The organism is Actinosynnema sp. NPDC053489, assembly GCF_044544865.1.
In the GTDB taxonomy this organism is placed as follows: domain Bacteria; phylum Actinomycetota; class Actinomycetes; order Mycobacteriales; family Pseudonocardiaceae; genus Actinosynnema.
Map to the genome: position 1 here is coordinate 299,898 of NZ_JBITXT010000002.1, position 20,519 is coordinate 320,416.

At 72.9% G+C, this 20,519-nt stretch carries 22 protein-coding genes; 10 read left to right on the forward strand and 12 right to left on the reverse strand.

Annotation, left to right across the window (positions count from 1 at the left end):
* Positions 1–33: 33 nt before the first annotated feature.
* From recO to hrcA, 11 genes are all read right to left on the reverse strand, one after another.
* Positions 34–786 (reverse strand): DNA repair protein RecO, encoded by a 753-nt coding sequence (recO, locus tag ACIGNX_RS04425; protein WP_396536217.1) that lies wholly within the window; start codon positions 784–786, stop codon positions 34–36.
* Positions 787–1,683 (reverse strand): GTPase Era, encoded by an 897-nt coding sequence (era, locus tag ACIGNX_RS04430; protein WP_396536219.1) that lies wholly within the window; start codon positions 1,681–1,683, stop codon positions 787–789. It lies immediately after the preceding gene.
* A gap of 240 nt (positions 1,684–1,923) precedes the next feature.
* Positions 1,924–2,256, reverse strand: a complete 333-nt coding sequence (locus ACIGNX_RS04435; protein WP_396536221.1) for a cytidine deaminase — start codon at positions 2,254–2,256, stop codon at positions 1,924–1,926.
* Positions 2,249–3,547 (reverse strand): hemolysin family protein, encoded by a 1,299-nt coding sequence (locus ACIGNX_RS04440; protein ID WP_396536223.1) that lies wholly within the window; start codon positions 3,545–3,547, stop codon positions 2,249–2,251. Before ACIGNX_RS04440 ends, ACIGNX_RS04435 begins: the two co-directional genes overlap by 8 nt.
* A 14-nt stretch (positions 3,548–3,561) precedes the next feature.
* Complete coding sequence (gene ybeY, locus ACIGNX_RS04445) at positions 3,562–4,116, reverse strand: rRNA maturation RNase YbeY (protein WP_396536225.1); 555 nt, start codon at positions 4,114–4,116, stop codon at positions 3,562–3,564.
* Between the two features lie 5 nt (positions 4,117–4,121).
* A complete protein-coding gene (locus tag ACIGNX_RS04450; protein WP_396536227.1) occupies positions 4,122–5,198 on the reverse strand; it encodes a PhoH family protein in 1,077 nt (358 codons plus the stop codon).
* 167 nt (positions 5,199–5,365) lie between these two features.
* On the reverse strand, positions 5,366–5,707 hold the full coding sequence (locus ACIGNX_RS04455) for a histidine triad nucleotide-binding protein (protein WP_396536229.1): 342 nt from the start codon (positions 5,705–5,707) through the stop codon (positions 5,366–5,368).
* Positions 5,708–5,853: 146 nt separating this feature from the next.
* Positions 5,854–6,564, reverse strand: a complete 711-nt coding sequence (locus tag ACIGNX_RS04460) for an alpha/beta hydrolase family protein (RefSeq protein ID WP_396536231.1) — start codon at positions 6,562–6,564, stop codon at positions 5,854–5,856.
* A gap of 179 nt (positions 6,565–6,743) precedes the next feature.
* Positions 6,744–7,478: a 16S rRNA (uracil(1498)-N(3))-methyltransferase gene (locus ACIGNX_RS04465; protein ID WP_396536233.1), complete on the reverse strand. Its 735-nt coding sequence runs from the start codon at positions 7,476–7,478 to the stop codon at positions 6,744–6,746.
* Positions 7,475–8,626, reverse strand: a complete 1,152-nt coding sequence (gene dnaJ / locus ACIGNX_RS04470) for a molecular chaperone DnaJ (protein ID WP_396536235.1) — start codon at positions 8,624–8,626, stop codon at positions 7,475–7,477. The genes ACIGNX_RS04465 and dnaJ overlap by 4 nt, the downstream gene beginning before the upstream one ends.
* A gap of 82 nt (positions 8,627–8,708) precedes the next feature.
* Positions 8,709–9,731, reverse strand: coding sequence for a heat-inducible transcriptional repressor HrcA (gene hrcA, locus ACIGNX_RS04475; RefSeq protein ID WP_396536237.1), 1,023 nt, complete (start codon positions 9,729–9,731; stop codon positions 8,709–8,711).
* A 109-nt stretch (positions 9,732–9,840) separates the two neighbouring features.
* Here hrcA and ACIGNX_RS04480 point away from each other — a divergent pair, with 109 nt between their 5' ends.
* Entirely contained in the window at positions 9,841–10,575 is a 735-nt protein-coding gene (locus ACIGNX_RS04480; RefSeq protein ID WP_396536239.1) for a GNAT family N-acetyltransferase, read from the forward strand.
* Here ACIGNX_RS04480 and hemW read toward each other — a convergent pair whose 3' ends face one another.
* Positions 10,576–11,790: a radical SAM family heme chaperone HemW gene (gene hemW, locus ACIGNX_RS04485; RefSeq protein ID WP_396536241.1), complete on the reverse strand. Its 1,215-nt coding sequence runs from the start codon at positions 11,788–11,790 to the stop codon at positions 10,576–10,578.
* A 288-nt stretch (positions 11,791–12,078) separates the two neighbouring features.
* On the opposite strand from hemW, the gene ACIGNX_RS04490 reads away from it, so the two are divergent.
* The 9 genes from ACIGNX_RS04490 to ACIGNX_RS04530 are packed head-to-tail and all read left to right on the forward strand — an operon-like array spanning position 12,079 to position 20,360.
* A complete protein-coding gene (locus ACIGNX_RS04490; protein ID WP_396536243.1) occupies positions 12,079–13,761 on the forward strand; it encodes a nitrite/sulfite reductase in 1,683 nt (560 codons plus the stop codon).
* On the forward strand, positions 13,758–13,916 hold the full coding sequence (locus ACIGNX_RS04495) for an Insertion element protein (protein ID WP_123743578.1): 159 nt from the start codon (positions 13,758–13,760) through the stop codon (positions 13,914–13,916). The genes ACIGNX_RS04490 and ACIGNX_RS04495 overlap by 4 nt, the downstream gene beginning before the upstream one ends.
* The gene (locus ACIGNX_RS04500; RefSeq protein WP_396536246.1) at positions 13,913–14,614 is read left to right on the forward strand and encodes a phosphoadenylyl-sulfate reductase; all 702 of its coding nucleotides are present in this window, start codon (positions 13,913–13,915) and stop codon (positions 14,612–14,614) included. The genes ACIGNX_RS04495 and ACIGNX_RS04500 overlap by 4 nt, the downstream gene beginning before the upstream one ends.
* Positions 14,611–15,516, forward strand: a complete 906-nt coding sequence (gene cysD, locus ACIGNX_RS04505; RefSeq protein ID WP_396536248.1) for a sulfate adenylyltransferase subunit CysD — start codon at positions 14,611–14,613, stop codon at positions 15,514–15,516. The genes ACIGNX_RS04500 and cysD overlap by 4 nt, the downstream gene beginning before the upstream one ends.
* Positions 15,517–16,860, forward strand: a complete 1,344-nt coding sequence (locus ACIGNX_RS04510) for a sulfate adenylyltransferase subunit 1 (RefSeq protein WP_396536250.1) — start codon at positions 15,517–15,519, stop codon at positions 16,858–16,860. It begins immediately after the preceding gene.
* Positions 16,861–16,883: 23 nt separating this feature from the next.
* The gene (locus tag ACIGNX_RS04515; protein ID WP_396536252.1) at positions 16,884–17,963 is read left to right on the forward strand and encodes an ABC transporter substrate-binding protein; all 1,080 of its coding nucleotides are present in this window, start codon (positions 16,884–16,886) and stop codon (positions 17,961–17,963) included.
* A gap of 21 nt (positions 17,964–17,984) precedes the next feature.
* Entirely contained in the window at positions 17,985–18,773 is a 789-nt protein-coding gene (locus ACIGNX_RS04520) for an ABC transporter ATP-binding protein (RefSeq protein ID WP_396536254.1), read from the forward strand.
* A complete protein-coding gene (locus ACIGNX_RS04525) occupies positions 18,760–19,632 on the forward strand; it encodes an ABC transporter permease (RefSeq protein ID WP_396536255.1) in 873 nt (290 codons plus the stop codon). The genes ACIGNX_RS04520 and ACIGNX_RS04525 overlap by 14 nt, the downstream gene beginning before the upstream one ends.
* Positions 19,629–20,360 (forward strand): sirohydrochlorin chelatase, encoded by a 732-nt coding sequence (locus tag ACIGNX_RS04530; protein WP_396536257.1) that lies wholly within the window; start codon positions 19,629–19,631, stop codon positions 20,358–20,360. The genes ACIGNX_RS04525 and ACIGNX_RS04530 overlap by 4 nt, the downstream gene beginning before the upstream one ends.
* Positions 20,361–20,519: the final 159 nt, after the last annotated feature.

A 20,519-nucleotide genomic window follows, 5' to 3' on the forward strand; every position in this document is an offset into this window, starting at 1 on the left:
AGCTTCGGAGGGTTCGGTGATCCGGCGGCGACTCTAACCGTCGGCCGGCTGCGCCTTGCGCTCGACCAGCGGCAGCGAGCGCAACTGCCGCTCCAGGTGCCACTGGAGGTGCGCGGCGACCAGGCCGCTCGCGTCCCGGCGCGCGCCCGCGGGGATGCCGTCCACCACGTCCCACCGGCCGTGCAGGAGCGCGGCGAGCAGGCGCAGCGTGTCGGCGGACGGCGTGGCGCTGCCCGGCGGACGGCACCGCGGGCACACCATGCCGCCGGCGTGCACGTTGAACGCCCGGTGCGGGCCCGGGTCGCCGCAGCGGGCGCACTCGTCCACCGCCGGCGCCCAGCCCGCGAACGCCATCGCGCGCAGGAGGAAGGCGTCCAGGACGAGCGAGGCGTCCCGCTCCTGTGCCGCCAGCGCCCGCAACGCGCCCGTGACCAGCAGGTACAGCCGCAGCACGGGCTCGCCCTCCTCGGCGGTGAGCCGGTCGGCGGTCTCCAGCACCGCGCACGCCGCCGTGTAGCGCTGGTAGTCGTCCACCAGCACCACGCCGAACGCGTCCAGCGTCTCCACCTGCGTGATCACGTCCAGCGACCGGCCGGGGTAGAACTGCACGTCCACGTGCCCGAACGGCTCCAGCCGGGCGCCGAACCGGGACGAGGTGCGGCGCACGCCCTTGGCCACCGCGCGCACCTTGCCGTGCCGCTGGGTGAGCAGCGTGATGATCCGGTCGGCCTCGCCGAGCTTCTGCACGCGCAGGACCACCCCGGTGTCCCGGTAGAGGTTCGCCACCTAGAACCCCAGTCTGCGCAACTGCTTCGGGTCGCGCTGCCAGTCCTTGGCGATCTTGATGTGCAGGTCGAGGTACACGCGCGTGCCCAGCAGCTTCTCGATGTGCCTGCGGGAGGTGATGCCGACCTGCTTGAGGCGCTCGCCGCGGTGGCCGAGGATGATCGCCTTCTGGCTCGGGCGCTCCACGAACACGTTCGCGTGGATGTCCACCAGGTCGTCGCGGCCCTCGCGCGGCAGCATCTCCTCCACCACGACGGCGATCGAGTGCGGCAGCTCGTCGCGCACGCCCTCCAGCGCGGCCTCGCGGATCAGCTCGGCGACCAGCGTCAGCTCCGGCTCGTCGGTCAGCTCGCCGTCCGGGTACAGCGGCGGGCCCTCGGGCAGCTTGCCCAGCAGCAGCCCGGCGAGCGTGTCGACCTGGTAACCGTCCACGGCGGACACCGGGATCAGGTCGGCGAAGTCCATGACGTTCTGCAGCGCCAGCAGCTGCTCGGCGACCTGCTGCTGGCCCACCAGGTCGGTCTTGGTGACGATGCCCACGACCGGGGTGCGCTTGGCGATCTTCTCCAGCTCGGCGGCGATGAACTTGTCGCCGGGACCGACCTTCTGGTCGGCGGGCACGCAGAACCCGACCACGTCCACCTCGGACCACGTCTCGCGCACGAGGTCGTTGAGGCGCTGGCCGAGCAGCGTGCGGGGGCGGTGCAGACCGGGGGTGTCCACGAGCACCAGCTGGCCGTCCTCGCGGTGCACGATGCCCCGGATGGTGTGCCGGGTGGTCTGCGGCTTGCTCGACGTGATCGCGACCTTGGTCCCGACCAGCGCGTTGGTCAGCGTCGACTTGCCTGCGTTGGGGCGGCCGACGAAGCACGCGAACCCGGAGCGGTAACCATCCATCCACCCATTGTCCCCGCACCCGCCGGCCGCGCCGCGCCAGCCCTCTCCGCCTGCCCGCTCGGGCGCGACCACGCAGCGCCCGTGCCGGTCGGCGACGGCCTCGACCTCCGCTCCGGGCCCACCTCAGCCGGTGCGCCACCCGGTGACCGACGCGCGTGGGCGCCGGCGATGGGGATCACCTCGTGCCGGCCCCCGCCTCCCAACCAATCGCCTACCGCGCCGGCGTGCCGCCGCGGCACGTCACACGGTCTCCCGCACGGTGCCGGACGCGTCGGCGCGCAGCACGGGGGCGTCGGCGGTCAGGTCGCGCACCGCCGCCACCGAGTCGGCGTCGACCTCGGCCGACGCCGTGACCACGGCCGCCGCCTCCAGGCCCTCCGCACCGCTGGACACGGCCGCCGCCACGGCCGCCTGCAGCGCCGTCAGCTTCAGCGACGGCAACGCGATCGTGGTCGCCGCGTAGGTCCGGCCATCGGTGTCCCGCACCGCGGCGCCCTCCGGCGCGCCCGTGCGGGCCCGCGCCGACCGCGCCAGCGTGACGATCTTCTGGTCCTCGGGGTCGAGGTCACTCACCGGTGGTCCCCTCGCTGTCGTCGCCGTTGTGCGCCGGGCGCACCAGCACCGTGGTGATGCGCATCCGCCCGCGTTCGTCCTTGCCGCCCTCGGCCCGCATCCGCAGGCCCGCGATCTCGGCCTCCGTGCCCGGCAGCGGCACGCGGCCCAGGCGCTGCGCCAGCAGGCCGCCGACCGTCTCGACCTCGTGGTCGTCCAGCTCCGTGCCGAACAGCGCGTCCAGGTCGTCCACCGGCAACCGGGCGCTGACCCGCACCGAACCGTCGTCCAGGTGCTCCACCGGCGGCCGGTCGTCCGTGTCGGACTCGTCGGTGATCTCGCCGACGATCTCCTCCAGGATGTCCTCGATCGTGAGCAGCCCGGCCGTGCCGCCGTACTCGTCCACGACGACCGCCAGGTGGTTGCGCGACAGCTGCATCTCCCGCAGCAGGTCCGCGATCGGCTTCGAGTCCGGGATGAACGACGCGGGCTTCATCACCTCGGCCACCGACGTGCCGTTCGGCTGCTCGGCCAGCGTCAGCCGCACCAGGTCCTTGAGGTTCACCACGCCGACGATGTCGTCCACGCTCTCGCCGATCACCGGCACCCGCGTGTACCCGGTGCGCAGCGACAGGGCCAGCGCCTGCCGGATCGACTTGGTCTGCTCGATCCACACGATCTCGGTGCGCGGCACCATGACCTCGCGCGCGATCGTGTCGCCCAGCTCGAAGACCGAGTGGATCATCTCCCGCTCGCCCTCGTCCACGACGCCGCGCTCCTGGGCCATGTCGACCAGCTCGCGCAGCTCCACCTCGGAGGAGAACGGGCCCTCGCGGAACCCGCGACCCGGCGTGATCGCGTTGCCGACCAGGATCAGCAGCCTGCTCAACGGGCCCAGCACGCGGCCGAGCACCCGGATCGGCGCCGCCGCGAACAGGCTCACCGCGTACGGGTGCTGCCGGCCGATCGTGCGCGGACCCACGCCGACCAGCACGTACGACACCACGAGCATGCTCAGGCCGGCGACCAGCATCGCCACCCACTCGCTCGTGATCAGCCGCAGGCACACCACCGTGACGATCACCGTGGCCGCCAGCTCGCAGCCCAGGCGCAGCAACAGCAGCAGGTTCACGTGCCGCGGCCGGTCGCCGAGCAGCTGGATCAGCTGCCCCGCGCCGGCGCGGCCCTGCCGCTGCAACGCCTCGACCCGGGCGCGCGACACCGTGCCCAGCGCCGCGTCCACGCCCGCGAACACGCCCGCGGCCAACACCAACACCACGGCCAGCACCAGCAGGCCGGCGGAACCGCCCATCGCCACGACCGCCTTCAGGCTGTCGGCTCGGGCCGGTCCGCGTCCTCGAGGCCGACCGCCCCGAGGAGCTTCGAGTCGGCCTCGCGCTGCGCCGACTTGCGCTCCGCCTCGGCCGCCGCCGTGCGGAAGTCGCCCAGGATGCGGTTCTGCAGCGTGAACATCTCCCGCTCCTCGGCGGGCTCGGCGTGGTCGTAGCCCAGCAGGTGCAGCACGCCGTGGACGGTCAGCAGGTGCAGCTCGTCCAGCAGGCTGTGACCCGCCTTCTTGGCCTGGTCCTTGGCGAAGTCCGGGCACAGCACGATGTCGCCGAGCAGCGCCGGGCCGAGGCCCGCAGCGTCCGGGCGGCGGGCCGAGTCCAGCTCGTCCATCGGGAACGCCATCACGTCCGTCGGGCCGGGCAGGTCCATCCAGCGCTGGTGCAGGTCCGCCATCACGTCCAGCTCCACCAGCAGGACGGACAGCTCGGCCAACGGGCTGACGCCCATCCGGTCCAGGGCGAACCGGGCGGCGGCCACGATGGACGGCTCGTCCACGCCGACGCCCGACTCGTTCGCGATCTCGATGCTCACGGCGCCTATCGTCCCCGGCGCTGCCCGCGCGACCGCGCACCGGGTCCGGCGTGGTGCTGGTGCCGGTCCGCCGCGTCGCCCTCGTCCTGCTCGACCTGCCACTTCTCGTAGGCGTCCACGATGTCCGCGACCAGGCGGTGGCGCACCACGTCGCTGCTGGTCAGGACGGAGAAGTGCACGTCGTCGACGCCTTCGAGGATGTCCTTGACCACCCTCAGGCCGCTGCGCTGCCCACCGGGCAGGTCGACCTGCGTGATGTCACCGGTCACCACGATCTTGGAACCGAAGCCCAACCGGGTGAGGAACATCTTCATCTGTTCGGGCGTCGTGTTCTGCGCCTCGTCCAGGATGATGAACGCGTCGTTGAGCGTGCGACCGCGCATGTACGCGAGCGGGGCGACCTCGATCGTGCCCGCCTGGGTCAGCCGCGGGATGGACTCCGGGTCCACCATGTCGTGCAGGGCGTCGTACAGGGGGCGCAGGTACGGGTCGATCTTCTCGTACAGCGTGCCGGGCAGGTAGCCCAGCCGCTCGCCCGCCTCGACCGCCGGCCGGGTCAGGATGATCCGGTTGACCTGCTTGGCCTGCAGCGCCTGCACGGCCTTCGCCATGGCCAGGTAGGTCTTGCCGGTGCCCGCCGGGCCGATGCCGAACACCACGGTGTTGCGGTCGATCGCGTCCACGTAGTGCTTCTGGTTCAGCGTCTTCGGCCGGATGGTCCGGCCGCGTCGGGAGATGATGTCGAGGCTCAGCACCTCGGCGGGCGACTCCGCGGTGCCGGCGGACAGCATCGCGACCGTGCGGCGGACCGTGTCCGGGCCGATCTGCTGGCCGCGGCCGGCGAGCGTGACCAGCTCGGAGAACACGCGTTCGGCGAACGCCACGTCGGCCGGCTGACCGGAGAGCGTGATCTCGTTCCCGCGCACGTGCACGTCGGCGACCAGCAGTTCCTCGGCGAGCCGGAGGTTCTCGTCGCGCGACCCGAGCAGGGCGAGCACCGCGCCGTCGGGCACGGCGAACTTGGATTGGGCGTCGGCCGCGGTGGCGGCTGCCTGCGGCGTGCTGTCGTCGGTACCGGCCACGTGGCCTCGGGCCCTCTTCCTGCGCGTTCGCGCCGTGCTCGGGTGGGTTACGACCTATCGCTCCCGATGCTAGCCGCCCCCACCGACAGTCCGCACCGGAGTAGGGAACGGGTTGGACACGGCCGGCGGTCGCGGGCGGCGGTCGTAGCGGCGGTCGTGGCGGCGGCTCAGGCGAGGGGCCCGAGCCGTCGTCCGCCGAGGACGTGCAGGTGGGCGTGGAAGACGGTCTGGCCCGCGTGGTCGCCGGTGTTGAACAGCAGGCGGTAGCCGGTGTCGGCGACGCCCTCGGCCTTGGCGACCTCGCCGGCGGCGAGGAACAGGTCGTCCAGGACGGTGGGCGCGGCGGCGGCGAGGGCGACGGCGTCCGGTGCGTGCACCTTGGGCACCAGGACGACGTGCGTCGGGGCCTGGGGCGCGATGTCGCGGAACGCCAGCGTGGTGTCGGTCTCGTGCACCACGGTCGCCGGGATCTCGCGGGCGACGATGCGGCAGAACAGGCAGTCGGACATGGCTCCGCAGGCTACCGACCCGCCGGGCCTTCCCGAGCGTTGAACTCACCGGTCCCGAACGCAGGACTCTCGCGCTCTGAACGTAGGACTCTCGCGAGAGTCCTACGTTCGGGGCTCGTGTGTCGAACGTTCGGGACCCCCGAGTTCTACGTTCGGGTGCGGGCGGCCAGGTCCAGGGTGGCGGTGCGGCAGGCGGCCCAGGCCGCGGTGCCGGGGGTGATCAGGTCCATGTGGCCGGTGGCGGGCAGGGCGATCAGCTCGGCTCCCGAGGCGCGGGCGAACGCCTCGCTCTGCTCGAACGGCACGTCCTCGTCGTCCTCGCCGTGCACCAGGACCAGCGGTTTCGGGATCGGCAGCAGCGCGGCGGGCGAGGCGTCGGCGTAGCGGTCGGGGACCTCGGCGGGCGTGCCGCCCAGCAGTTCGGCCGCACGGCGGGTGATCGCCGGGTGCGCGAGGAAGTCGAGGACGCCCGCCTGCGCGACCGCGCCCACCACGCGGGGGTGCCTGGCGGCCGCCCAGACCGCCAGGTGCCCACCGGCGGAGTGACCCAGCGTGACGACGGGGCCGAGCGCCGGGTCGAGGGCGTCGAGGGCGGCGAGGACGTCGTCCCCGGTCGCGGGCCACCCGCCCCCGCCGGTTACCCGCCGGTACTCGATGGTGTACGCACCGACGCCGTGCGACACCAGGTCGGCCGCCAAGGGCCTGCCGAGTTCGAGCCCATAACGCTGATGCCAAAAACCGCCGTGGATTACCACGACGGTCGGAAACGATTCACCGGACGGCGGGGAGGAAAACTCCCCGAACTGGCTCGGGTGCGGCCCGTAGACGATGCGCAATCGACACCTCTCCGCGAGCAAAAAGAAGCCGCGTCGCGGTGGGACCTGGGGGTCGCCCCACCGCGACGCGGCGAGCGCCGGACCGAGGGGGGAGGTGTCCGGCGAGTCGGTCGGAGAGGCCGTCCGGTTAAGCCGAAGCAACCCCTCTGCCCTGAGAGTAACCCCTGTGTCAGGTGTTCGCCAGAAGGGAGCAAGCCCAATTACCGCCAGCGATCGGTCAACACACCGAGCGCACCCAAAGCGACCGCGGCGGCGGTCGACGCCCGCAGAACGGTGGGCCCCAGTCGCACCGCGCGGGCGCCCGCGCCGGTCAACGTCGACAATTCCTCGTCGGTGATGCCGCCTTCCGGTCCGACGACCAGCAGCACATCACCCGAAGCGGGCAACGGGACCGATCCGATCGCGGTCGAAGAGGATTCGTGCAAAACCAGTGCAACCGCCGACGACGCCACGAGTCGCGCGAGCCCGGACGTCGAAACGGGTTCGGCGACCGACGGCACGCGCGCCCGGCGGGCCTGCTTGGCCGCCTCGCGGGCGGTGCCGCGCCAGCGCTCGAGGGCCTTCGCCCCGCGCGGGCCGTCCTCCCACTTCGTCACGCAGCGCGAGGCGCGCCACGGCACGACGCCGTCCACGCCGGCCTCGGTGGCCAGCTCCACGGCCAGCTCGCCCCGGTCGCCCTTCACCAGGGCCTGCGCCACGACCACCCGCACGGACGGCTCCGGCACGACCCAGCGCTCGGCGACGCGCAGCCGCAGGGCGTCCTTGAGCGCCTCCACGACCACGCACCGCGCCTGGGCGCCGGTGCCGTCGGAGAGCACCAGCTCCTCCCCCGCGCGCAACCGCCGCACGGTGGCCGCGTGCCGCCCCTCGGGGCCGTCGAGGACGGCCTCGTCACCGGGCGGCAGCGCGGCGACCAGGAAGACCGGCAGCGTCACCGGTGGTTGCGGCCGGAGCGCAGGCGGGAGAACAGGCCGCCGACGCCCTTGCCGTTGTGCGCGAGCGTCGGCTCGTCCTCGCCGCGCAGGGCGGCCAGCTCCCGCAGCAGCTCGGCCTGCCGGGCGTCGAGCTTGGCCGGCGTCACGACCTCGAGGTGGACGTGCAGGTCGCCGCGCCCGTCGATGCGCCCGCTGGAGCGCAGCCGGGGCATGCCCCGGCCGGTGAGCACCAGCTCGGTGTTCGGCTGGGTGCCCGGCTCGATCTCCAGCTCCTCCTCGCCGTCCAGCGTCTGGAGCGGCAGCACCGCGCCCAGGGCGGCGGTCGTCATGGGGATGCGGATCGAGCAGTGCAGGTTCGCGCCGTCGCGCTCGAAGACCTCGTGCGGCACCTCCTCGACCTCGACGTAGAGGTCGCCGGCCGGGCCGCCGCCGGGGCCGACCTCGCCCTGGCCCGCCAGCCGCACCCGCATGCCCTCGGCCACACCGGCCGGGATCTGCACCGAGATGGTGCGCCGCGAGCGCACCCGGCCCTCGCCCGCGCACTGCAGGCACGGGTCCGGGATGACCTCGCCGAGGCCGCGGCACACCGGGCACGGCCGGGCCGTGACGACCTGGCCCAGGAACGAGCGCTGCACCGACTGCACCTCGCCCCGACCGCCGCACGTGTCGCAGCGGACCGGGGAGGAGCCCTCGGCGCACCCGCTGCCGACGCACCGGTCGCACAGGATGGCCGTGTCCACGGTCAGCTCGCGCGACGCGCCCGCCGCGCACTCCTCCAGCGTCATCGACAGCCGGATCAACGCGTCCGAGCCGGGCTGCACCCGGCTGCGCGGCCCGCGCCCGCCACCGCCGCCCGCGCCGAAGAACGCGTCCATGATGTCGCCGAGACCGAACCCCGCGAACGGGTCGCCGCCGCCGCGCATCCCACCGCCGCCCGGCTCCAACGGGTCGCCGCCCAGGTCGACGACCTGCCGCTTCTTCGGGTCCGACAGGACCTCGTAGGCGGCGGTCACCTCCTTGAAGCGCGCTTCCTCGTTGGGGTTGACGTCCGGGTGCAGCTGCCGCGCGAGCTTGCGGTAGGCGCGCTTGATCTCGTCGGGAGTCGCGTTCTTGGAGACCCCGAGCGTGCCGTAGTAGTCCCTCGCCACCGTGTTTCCTCCTGCGAACGCGCTTCGACACGCGCCCGCTCGCTTGCGGAACGTCCTGCGGGACCGCGGTGTTCCCCCGCCGTCACCGCCCGGTCAAGATCTCCCCCACGTAGTTGGCGACCGCTCGCACCGCCGCCATCGTGCCGGGGTAGTCCATGCGGGTCGGCCCGACCACGCCCATGCCGCCGAGCAGGTTGTCCCGGCTGCCGTAGCCGATGGACACGACCGAGGTGCTGCGCATCTCGGCCGCTTCGTTCTCCTCGCCGATGTGCACGAGGATCCGGCCGGGGTCGCGGGCCGCGGCGAGCAGCTTCAGCACCACGACCTGCTCCTCCAACGCCTCCAGCACCTGCCTCAGCGAACCCGGGAAGTCTGCCACGTTGCGGGTGAGGTTCGCGGTGCCACCCAGCACCAGGCGCTCCTCGGGGTGCTCGACCAGCGACTCGATCAGCACCGTGCTCACCCGCAGCACGATGTCGCGCAGGTCACCGGGCGAGGCGTCGGGCAGCTTCGCGACCTCGGCGGAGGCGTCGGACAGGCGCTTGCCGACCATGGCCCCGTTGAGCATGGAGCGCACGCGGGCCACGTTGTCCTCGCTGATCACGTCGCCGAGGTCGACGGAGCGCTGGTCCACCCGGCCGGTGTCGGTGATCAGCACGAGCATCAGGCGGGCCGGTGTGATGGCCAGCACCTCGATGTGGCGGACGGTGGAGCGGCTCAGCGTCGGGTACTGCACGACGGCGACCTGGCGGGTCAGCTGGGCGAGCAGCCGCACGCTGCGGCGCAGCACGTCGTCGAGGTCGTAGGCGCCTTCCAGGAAGTTCTGGATGGCCTTGCGCTCGGGCGTGGACAGCGGCTTGACCTCGCTGAGCCGGTCCACGAACAGGCGGTACCCCTTGTCGGTGGGCACGCGGCCGGCGCTGGTGTGGGGCTGGGTGATGTACCCGTCCTCCTCCAGCGACGCCATGTCGTTGCGCACGGTCGCGCTCGACACACCCAGGTTGTGCCGCTCCACCAGGGCCTTCGAGCCGACCGGCTCCTGGTTCGACACGTAGTCGGCGACGATCGCGCGCAGTACCTCGAACCGGCGCTCATCGGCGTTCACGCACGTCACCTCCAGGACGGACGGGCTGCTTCACCCCGAGTTTACGGAGGTTGGGGCCCGGATCGGAAAACCCGCTCGCGGGGCTTCGGCCGCGTGGGTAGCGTCGGGTGTGCTCTCCCGCGCGCAAGCCGCCCTGCGTGACGTGATCAGGGCCGACGCCGAGCGCGTCGGGCCGTTCCTGGTCCGCTTCGACGAGCACGACGACGACCCGCTCATGAACTACGCCGTGCCCGACGAAGGCGCGGCGCCGACCCCGGCCGAGGTCGACGCGCTGGTGGCGGCCTTCCGGGCCCGGTCGCGCACGCCGAGGCTGGAGTACCTGCTGCCCTCGCCGCTCGTGGACGCGGCGCTGGGAGCGGCCGGCTTCACCGTGGACCACCTGCTCCCGCTGATGGCGATCGACACGCTGACGCCCCCGCCGACGCCCGCCGGGCTGACCGTCGACGCGGTGACCTCGGACGAGGACCTGCTGGCGGTGTCGGTGGTGCAGAACACGGCGTTCGGCGTGGGCAGGACCGCCGACGCGGACGACGTGGCGCGGCAGCGGTCGCTGCTGCGCGACGACGGGGTCGTCGTGCTGGCCCGGCTGCACGGCGAGCCGGCCGGGGCGGGCGCGTTCACCGCGCCCCGGCACGGCCTGGCGCAGGTGGCCGGGATCGGGGTGCTGCCGGCGTTCCGCCGGCGCGGGATCGTCTCGGCGGTCTGCGCGGACCTCACCGCGCGGGTGTTCGACGCGGGCTGCACGCCGTTCCTGGAGACGGAGCCGGACGACAAGGTCACCCGGCTGTACGGGCCGCTGGGCTACCGGACGATCGGCCACTCCGCGTCGGTCAGCCTCCGGTGATCAGGTGAGCCGGTGCACGACGGCGTCGGCGAGCAGCCTGCCCCGGTCGGTGAGCACGCAGCGGCCGCGGTCGAGGGCGGACCGGTCGAGCAAGCCGTCGTCGGCTGCGGTCCTCGCCTTCTCCCGCCCCTCCGGGTCGAGGGCGTCGAGCGGCAGGCCGGTGGCCAGGCGCAGCTCCAGCAGCACGCGTTCCACCCTGCGGTCGTCCGCGCCGAGGACCTCCCGGCCCGCGGCGGGTGACGTGCCGGCGGCCAGCAGCTCGGCGTACTTGGCCGGGTGCTTGACGTTCCACCAGCGCACGCCGCCGACGTGGCTGTGCGCGCCGGGACCCGCGCCCCACCAGTCGGCGCCCTGCCAGTACAGCAGGTTGTGCCGGCACTCGGCCTCCGGCGAGGCGGCCCAGTTCGACACCTCGTACCAGGTCAGGCCCTCGGCGCTCAGGGTCGCGTCGATCAGCTCGTACTTGTCGGCGAGCACGTCGTCGTCGGGCACGGGCAGCTCGCCGCGGCGCACCCGGCGGGCCAGCGCGGTGCCCTCCTCGACGATCAGGGCGTAGGCCGAGACGTGGTCCACGCCCGCGTCGCGCACGGCGTCCAGCGACGCCCGCAGGTCGTCGACCGACTCGCCGGGCGTGCCGTAGATCAGGTCGAGGTTCACGTGCTCGAACCCGGCGGCACGGGCCTCCAGCGCGGCGGCGACCGGGCGGCCCGGCGTGTGCGCGCGGTCCAGCACGGCGAGCACGTGCCGCGCGGCGGACTGCATCCCGAGGGAGACGCGGGTGTAACCCGCGTCACGGATCGCCGCGAAGAAGTCGGGCGAGGTGGACTCGGGGTTGGACTCCGTGGTGACCTCCGCGCCGGGCGCGAGGCCGAACGACGACCGCACGGCGTCCAGCACCTGGCCGAGCTTCGCCGCGCCGAGCAGGGACGGCGTGCCGCCGCCGACGAACACCGTGTCCGCCGCGGGCGGGGCGCCCAGCACGGTCGCCGCGAGGTCCAACTCCCGGCGCAGCCCGTCCAGCCAGGACGCCGGCGACGCGGAGCTGCCCAGCTCACCGGCGGTGTAGGTGTTGAAGTCGCAGTAGCCGCACCGCGTCGCGCAGAACGGGACGTGCACGTACACCCCGAACGGTCGGTCCCCCAGGCCGGTGAGGGCGGAGGCGGGCAGCGAGCCGTCGGGGGGCGCGGGGTCGCCGTGGGGCAGGGCGGAGGGCATGCCGCCATTGTCCCATCTACCGGCAGCGCAACCCCGTCCCACGATGCGGATGGCGGTGGACCACGGGATGGACGCGTGGCACGCTGACCGACATGACATCGACCGGAGTGCGCCTGGTGGTCCGCCGCCACGTCGACTTCCGGCGTGTCTCCAGCGCGATGTGCCGTCGTTCGGCATAACCCGCGCCTGCCTTTTTCCCGTCGGCGCCGGGTGCGCTGACGAGACCCCGCCACGGATCCACCGGGACTCGCACGCGCACCAGCGCCCCGAAACCCCCGGAGGACGAGGATGGTCCCCCCGACGACGACGCCTCAGCGCGCCAAGCAGCGCCGAGGTGAGGGGCAGTGGGCGCTGGGCTACCGCGAGCCGCTGAACCCGAACGAGCGGAGCAAGAAGGACGACAACCCGCTCAACGTCCGGTCGCGGATCGAGAACATCTACGCCCACGGCGGCTTCGACTCGATCGACCCGGCCGACCTGCGCGGCCGGTTCCGCTGGTACGGCCTCTACACCCAGCGCAAGCCCGGCATCGACGGCGGTCGCACGGCGACGCTGGAGCCGGAGGAGCTGGACGACGAGTACTTCATGCTGCGCGTGCGCATCGACGGCGGTCGGCTCACCACGCAGCAGCTCGCGCTGATCGGCGAGCTGTCCCAGACCTACGCGCGCGACACCGCCGACATCACCGACCGGCAGAACGTGCAGTACCACTGGATCCGCATCGAGGACGTCCCGACGATCTGGCGCAAGCTGGAGGAGGCGGGCCTGACCACGATGGAGGCGTGCGGCGACAGCCCGCGCGTGATCCTCGGCTCGCCGGTCGCGGGCATCGCCGAGGACGAGGTGCTCGACGGCACGCCCGCGATCGAGGAGATCCTGCGCCGCTACATCGGCGACCCGCGCTTCGCGAACCTGCCGCGCAAGTTCAAGACCGCGATCTCCGGCCTGCCCGACGTGGCGCACGAGATCCACGACGTGGCGTTCGTCGGCGTGGAGCACCCCGAGCACGGGCCCGGCTTCGACGTGTGGGTCGGCGGCGGCCTGTCCACCAACCCCATGATCGGGCAGCGGCTGGGCGCGTGGGTGCCCGCGGCCGACGTGCCGGACGTGTGGGAGGGGGTCGTCAGCGTCTTCCGCGACTACGGCTACCGCCGGCTGCGGCACCGCGCCCGGATCAAGTTCCTGGTCGCCGACTGGGGCGTCGAGAAGTTCCGCGAGGTGCTGGAGACGGAGTACCTCAAGCGCCGGCTGGTCGACGGCCCCGCGCCCGAGGTGCCCGCGATCCCCCGCGACCACATCGGCGTGCACCGGCAGAAGGACGGCCTCCACTACGTCGGCGCGGCCCCGATCGCGGGCCGGGTGTCCGGCTCCACGCTGGTCGAGGTCGCCAAGGTCGCCGAACGGGCGGGGTCGGGCCGGGTGCGGTTGACGCCCCAGCAGAAGCTCGTGGTGCTCGACGTGCCCGGGTCGGAGGTCAAGGCCCTCCAGGCGGACCTGGCCAAGCTGGGGTTGCAGACCGAGCCCTCGCCGTGGCGGCGGGGCGTGATGGCGTGCACCGGCATCGAGTTCTGCAAGCTCGCGATCGTCGAGACCAAGGCCCGCGCGGTCGACCTGGTGTCGCAGCTGGAGTCCCGGCTCGCCGACGTCGTGGCGGGCGTGACCGAGCCGATCTCGGTGCACATCAACGGCTGCCCGAACTCCTGCGCCCGCATCCAGACCGCGGACATCGGGCTCAAGGGCCAGATCGTCACCGACGCCGACGGCAGGCAGGTCGAGGGCTTCCAGGTGCACCTGGGCGGCGGGCTCGGCCTGGACGCGGGCTTCGGCCGCAAGCTGCGCGGCCACAAGGTCACCGCCACGGAGCTGTCGGACTACGTCGAGCGCGTGGTGCGCAACTTCGTCGCCCGGCGGGAGCCCGGGGAGCGGTTCGCCCAGTGGGTCGCCCGCGCGGACGAGGGTGATCTCAAGTGAGCGAGCGCGCGACGCCCTTCTACTGCCCGTACTGCGGCGACGAGGACCTCCGTCCGCAGGAGGAGCCCGGCCACTCGTGGCTGTGCGCCTCCTGCCGTCGCGTGTTCACCGTCAAGTTCGTTGGTCTCAACCTTCCTCAGGAGGTGCAGCGATGACCGCCCCGACCCGGGTCGAGGAACTGAAGGTGATCGCCGAGGCCGCTTCGGTCGAGCTGGCGGACGCCAGCGCCGAGGAGGCCCTCGCGTGGACCGCCCGCACGTTCGGCGAGAGCTGGATCGTCGCGTCGAACATGCAGGACGCCGTGCTGGTCGACCTGGCGACCAAGGTCAAGCCGGACGTGGAGGTGCTGTTCCTGGAGACCGGTTACCACTTCGCGGAGACCATCGGCACGCGCGACGCCGTGGACCTGGTCTACCCGGGGGTGCACATCGTCAACGCGGCGGCCGAGCAGTCGGTGGCCGACCAGGAGGCGGAGTTCGGCCCGCTCAACCGGACCGACCCCAACCGGTGCTGCCAACTGCGCAAGGTCATCCCGTTGCAGCGGACGCTGAAGAACTACGACGCCTGGGTCACGGGCGTGCGCCGCGTGGACGCCCCCACCAGGGCGAACACGCCGATCGTGCAGTGGGACGAGCGCAACGGGCTGGTCAAGGTCAACCCGATCGCGCCCTGGTCCGACGAGCGGTTCAACGCCTACATCGCCGAGCACGGCATCCTCGAGAACCCGCTGGTGCAGGCCGGTTACCCCTCCATCGGCTGCGCGCCGTGCACCGCGAAGCCGCTGCCGGGCGCCGACGCCCGCAGCGGCCGGTGGGCGGGCCTGGCCAAGACCGAATGCGGGTTGCACGGATGACGACCGCGACAGCTCTCGACACGCTGGGCCGCCTGGAGTCCGAGGCGATCCACATCTTCCGCGAGGTGGCGGGCGAGTTCGACCGGCCGGTGATCCTGTTCTCCGGCGGCAAGGACTCCACCCTCCTGCTGCACCTGGCGGTCAAGGCGTTCTGGCCGGCGCCGGTGCCGTTCCCGCTGCTGCACGTCGACACCGGGCACAACTTCGACGAGGTCATCGAGTTCCGCGACCGGGTCGTGGCGCGGCACGGGCTGCGGCTGGAAGTCGCCAGGGTGCAGGACTACATCGACGACGGCAGGCTCGCCGAGCGCCCCGACGGCACCCGCAACCCGCTGCAGACCGTGCCGCTGCTCGACGCCATCACCGACCACCGGTTCGACGCCGTGTTCGGCGGCGGTCGCCGCGACGAGGAGCGGGCCCGCGCCAAGGAGCGGATCTTCAGCCTCCGCAACGCCTTCGGCCAGTGGGAGCCGCGCCGGCAGCGCCCGGAGCTGTGGAACCTCTACAACGGCCGGCACCGCCCCGGCGAGCACGTCCGCGTGTTCCCGCTGTCCAACTGGACCGAGCTGGACGTGTGGCACTACATCGCCCGCGAGGGCATCGAGCTGCCGTCGATCTACTACGCCCACCGGCGCGAGGTGTACCTGCGCGACGGCATGTGGCTGGCCGAGGGGCCGTGGGGCGGTCCGCGCGCGGGCGAGGAGCTGGTCGAGAAGACCGTCCGCTACCGGACCGTGGGCGACGGGTCGTGCACCGGCGCGGTCGAGTCCGACGCCGCCGACATCGAGGCGGTGATCGCCGAGGTCGCGGCCAGCAGGCTCACCGAGCGCGGCGCGACCCGCGCGGACGACCGGCTGTCCGAGGCCGCCATGGAAGACCGCAAGCGGGAGGGCTACTTCTAGATGAGCGACCTGTTGAGGTTGGCGACGGCGGGCAGCGTGGACGACGGCAAGTCCACGCTGGTCGGCAGGTTGCTGTACGACACCAAGTCGGTGCTGGCCGACACGCTCGACGCGGTGCACCGCGCCAGCGCCGACCGCGGCCTGGCGACGCCCGACCTGTCGCTGCTGGTCGACGGCCTGCGCTCGGAGCGCGAGCAGGGCATCACGATCGACGTGGCCTACCGCTACTTCGCCACGCCCAAGCGCTCGTTCGTGCTCGCCGACACCCCCGGCCACGTGCAGTACACCCGCAACACGGTGACCGGCGCGTCCACCGCGCAGCTCGGCGTGCTGCTGGTCGACGCGCGCAAGGGCGTCATCGAGCAGACCCGGCGGCACGCGGCGGTGCTCGCGCTGCTGGGCGTGCCGCGCCTGGTGCTGGCCGTCAACAAGATCGACCTGGTGGACTTCGACGAGGTGACGTTCTCCCGCATCGCCAAGGAGTTCACCGCCCACGCCACCGCCCTCGGGTACGCCGAGGACGCCGTGGTCGAGATCCCGGTGTCGGCGCTGGCGGGCGACAACGTGGTGGAGCGCTCCGACCGGACGCCCTGGTACTCCGGCCCGACGCTGCTGGAGCACCTGGAGTCGGTGCCGGTGGAGCCGGACGCGCACGACGCGCCGTTCCGCTTCCCGGTGCAGTACGTGATCCGCCCCCGCACGCCCGAGCACCCCGACTACCGCGGCTACGCGGGCCAGGTCGCCGCCGGCACGGTGCGGGTCGGTGACGAGGTGGCCGTGCTGCCCGCCGGGCTGCGCTCCACCGTGACGGGCATCGACACCGCCGACGGCCCGCTGCCGGAGGCCTCGGCGGGCCAGTCGGTGACCCTGCTGCTGGCGAACGACCTCGACATCGCGCGCGGTGACCTGATCGCCGCCGCGGGCGACCCGCCGCGGGTCACCGACGAGTTCGAGGCCACGGTGTGCTGGCTGTCCGAGAAGGCGCTGACCCCGGGCGCCCGCGTGCTGGTCAAGCACGGCACCCGGACCGTGCAGGCCATCGTCACCGAGCTGCGCACCCGGTTCGACGAGCAGAAGCTCGCCAGCACCGACGCGCCCGGCTCGCTGTCGCTCAACGAGATCGGCCAGGTCGCCGTGCGCACCGCCGAACCCATCCCCGTGGACGACTACGCCGTGGACCGACGCACCGGTGCGTTCCTGGTCATCGACGCCGCCGACGGCAGCACGCTGGCCGCCGGGCTCGTGGGCGCGCCGCTGCCGGAGGTGGACGGCGTGGACAGCTGTACCGAGGGCGGTGACGCCGCCCGTTCCGACAGCCACGCCCTCGTCTCCCCCGGTCCCTGAGCCCAGAAAGGCCAACCGCCGCCGTGAGCAGCCGCATCCTGACCAGATCACTGGCCATAGCCGCCACCGCCCTCCTCGCCCTCACCGCCTGCTCCCGGGCGGACAGCGGCGCGGACAACCCTCCGCCCGCGCAGGACAAGGGGGCGGCCGCGGAGATCCGCCTCGGCTACTTCCCGAACGTGACCCACGCCGCCGCCCTCATCGGCGTCGACAAGGGCCTGTTCACCAAGGAACTCGGCAACACCAAGCTCACCACCCAGACCTTCAACGCGGGCCCGGAGGCGGTGAACGCGCTGCTCGGCGAGTCGCTGGACGCGACGTTCATCGGTTCCGGCCCGGCCATCAACGCCTACGCCAAGTCCAACGGCGAGGCGGTCCGGCTGATCTCCGGCGCCACGTCCGGCGGCGCGCAGCTGGTCGTCAAGCCCGAGATCGCCTCGGCGGCCGACCTCAAGGGCAAGGTCATCACCACCCCGCAGCTCGGCAACACGCAGGACGTCGCGCTGAAGAAGTGGCTGTCGGACCAGAAGCTCGCCGTCGGCGCGGGCGCGGACCAGGTCAACGTCACCAACACGGAGAACTCGCAGTCGCTCGACCTGTTCAAGAAGGGCGACGTGCAGGGCGCGTGGGCGCCGGAGCCGTGGTCGTCGCGGCTGGTGCTGGACGCGGGCGCGAAGGTGCTCGTCGACGAGAAGGACCTGTGGGAGGGCGGCAAGTTCCCGACCACGGTGCTGCTGGTGCGCACCAAGTTCCTCCAGGAGCACCCGCAGACGGTCGAGGCGCTGCTGCGCGGCCACCTCGCCGCCACCGACTTCGCGTCGAACAACAAGGTCGAGGCCAAGCAGATCGTCAACAAGGCGCTCAAGGACCTCACCGGCAAGTCGCTGGGCGAGCCGGTGCTCGACCGGGCGTTCGACAACATCCAGCTGACCGTCGACCCGCAGGCCAAGAGCTTCCCGCAGCTGGCCAAGGACGCCGTGACGGCCGGGGTGTCCAAGGAGGCCGCGAACGTGGCCGGGCTCGCCGACTTCACCCTGCTGAACAAGGTGCTCACGGCGGCGGGCAAGCCGACCGTGGACACCGCCGGGCTGGACAAGAAGTAACTCGAGGAAGGCAGGCACACCATGACCGCCACGCTTGAGACACCGGCGTCCGCGTCCGTCCTGGACGCCGCGGTGACCTTGTCCGGGGTCCGCAAGGTCTTCGGCCACGGCGCCGCGGGCGTCGTCGCGCTCGACGGGGTGGACCTGCGGGTCGCCCCGGGCGAGTTCGTGTGCCTGCTGGGCGCGTCCGGCTGCGGCAAGTCGACCTTGCTCAACCTGGTCGCCGGGCTGGACGCGCCCACCTCCGGCGGCATCGAGCTGACCACGTCCCGGCCCGCGGTGATGTTCCAGGAGGCCGCGCTCATGCCGTGGCTGACCGCGGCGCGCAACGTGGAGCTGCCGCTGCGGCTCGCGGGCGTGAAGCGCGGGCCGCGGCGGGAGAAGGCCAGCGAGCTGCTGTCGCTCGTGCGGCTGGTCGACGCGGGCCACAAGCGCCCGCACGAGCTGTCCGGCGGCATGCGGCAGCGCGTGGCGCTGGCCCGGGCGCTGGCGTCCACGCTGGGCAGCGCCGAGGACGGCACGCCCGGCCTGCTGCTGATGGACGAGCCGTTCGCCGCGCTCGACGCCATCACCCGCGACGTGCTCCAGGCGGAGCTGGTGCGGGTGTGGCGGGAGACGTCGACGGCGATCCTGTTCGTCACGCACGACGTGCGCGAGGCCGTGCGGCTGGGCCAGCGGGTCGTGCTGCTGTCGTCCCGGCCCGGTCGGGTGGTGCGCGAGTGGTCCACCGAGGACTGCGACGAACCCGCCGTCATCGAGGAGATCACGTCCCACTTGAGAGAGGTGATCAGCGGTCATGCCGCAGCTTGACACCGACCTCGCGGCGGTGGGCGCCGGCCTCGACGCCCTGGACGCGCCGTCGCAGGAGCGGCGGCCGTCCGCCGGCAGGCGGTTCGTGCGGACCGCCGTGCCGCCGCTGATCGCGTTCGCGCTGCTGCTCGGCGCGTGGCAGGCGCTGTGGGCGGCGGCGCTGTGGCCGGAGTACCAGCTGCCGTCACCGGCCGCGGTGTGGGCGGCGGTGGCCGAGGCGGTGCGGACCGGTCGGGCGTTCGAGGTGCTGTGGACCTCGGTCAGCCGGGCCGTGCTCGGGTTCCTCACCGCCGTGGTGATCGCCACCCCGCTCGGGCTGCTGATCGCCAAGGTGCGAGTGGTGCGGGCGGCCATCGGGTCGCTGCTGACCGGGCTGCAGTCGCTGCCGTCGGTGGCGTGGGTGCCCGCGGGCATCCTGTGGTTCGGCGCGACGCCCGCGACCATCTACTTCGTCGTGCTGATGGGCTCGGTGCCGTCGATCGCGAACGGCCTGGTAGCGGGCGTGGACCAGATCCCGCCGCTGCTGCCGCGGGTGGGGCAGGCGTTGGGCGCGGGTCGGCTGGCGTCGGCGCGGCACATCCTGCTGCCGGCCGCGCTGCCGGGTTACCTGGCCGGGTTGAAGCAGGGGTGGGCGTTCTCCTGGCGGTCGCTGATGGCGGCGGAGATCATCGCCACGTCGCCGCAGCTCGGCGAGGGCCTCGGGCAGTACCTGCACAACGGGTCGGCGTTGAACGACATCTCGATGGTGATCGCGGCGATCTTCCTGATCCTGCTGGTGGGCGTGGGCATCGAGCTGCTGGTGTTCCGGCCGTTGGAGCGCGCGGTGCTGCGGGCGCGCGGGTTGACGGGTGCGCTGTGACGGCGTTGGTGGCCGTGGCGCACGGCAGTCGGGACCCGCGTTCGGCGGCGGTGGTGCACGAGTTGTTGGACGTGGTGCGGGCGTTGGCCCCGTCGGTGGACGTGCGGGGGTCGTTCCTGGACCTGTCCGTCCCGCTGCTGGGTGACGTGCTGCGCGGGGTGCGTGCGGACGGTCACCGTTCGGCGGTGGTCGTGCCGTTGCTGCTCGGTCGGGCGTACCACGCGCGGGTGGACGTGCCCGGTGCCGTGGCGGACGCGCGCGTGCCGTCGCTGGACGTGGCGATCGCGGACGTGCTGGGGCCCGACCCACGCCTGGAGTCGGCGGCGTTGCGCCGGTTGGCGTCGGTGGGCGTGCGGTCGCGCGACCGGACGTTGGGCGTGGTGCTGGCGGGGGCGGGGTCGTCGCACGCCCCGGCGAACGCGCTGGTGTCGTCCATCGCCACGCGGTGGGCGGCGGGCGCCGGGTGGGCGGGCGTGGAGGCGGCGTTCGCGTCGGCGGCGCAGCCGGACGTGCCGACCGCCGTGGCGCGGCTGCGCGCCCGGGGTGCCCGGCGCATCGCCGTGGCGTCGTGGTTCCTGGCCCCGGGCTTCCTGCCGGACCGGGTGGCCCGCCTGGCGGGCCCGGACGCCGTCGTCGCCCCACCGCTGGGCCCGGACCCGGAGGTCGCCGAACTGGTCCTCCACCGCTACCAGGCCGCCCTGGCCACCACCCTCCCCGCCACCGCCTAACCGCGAGAGTCGTCCCTTCAGGTCTCGTGAGTCGTACCTCCAGCGCCCGTGAGTCCTACGTTCAGGCCGCGAGAGTCCTACGTTCAGCGCCCGTGAGTTCAACACTCGGCATACCGGGCGGTACGTCCGAGCGTTGAACTCGGGGTACGCGAACGTAGG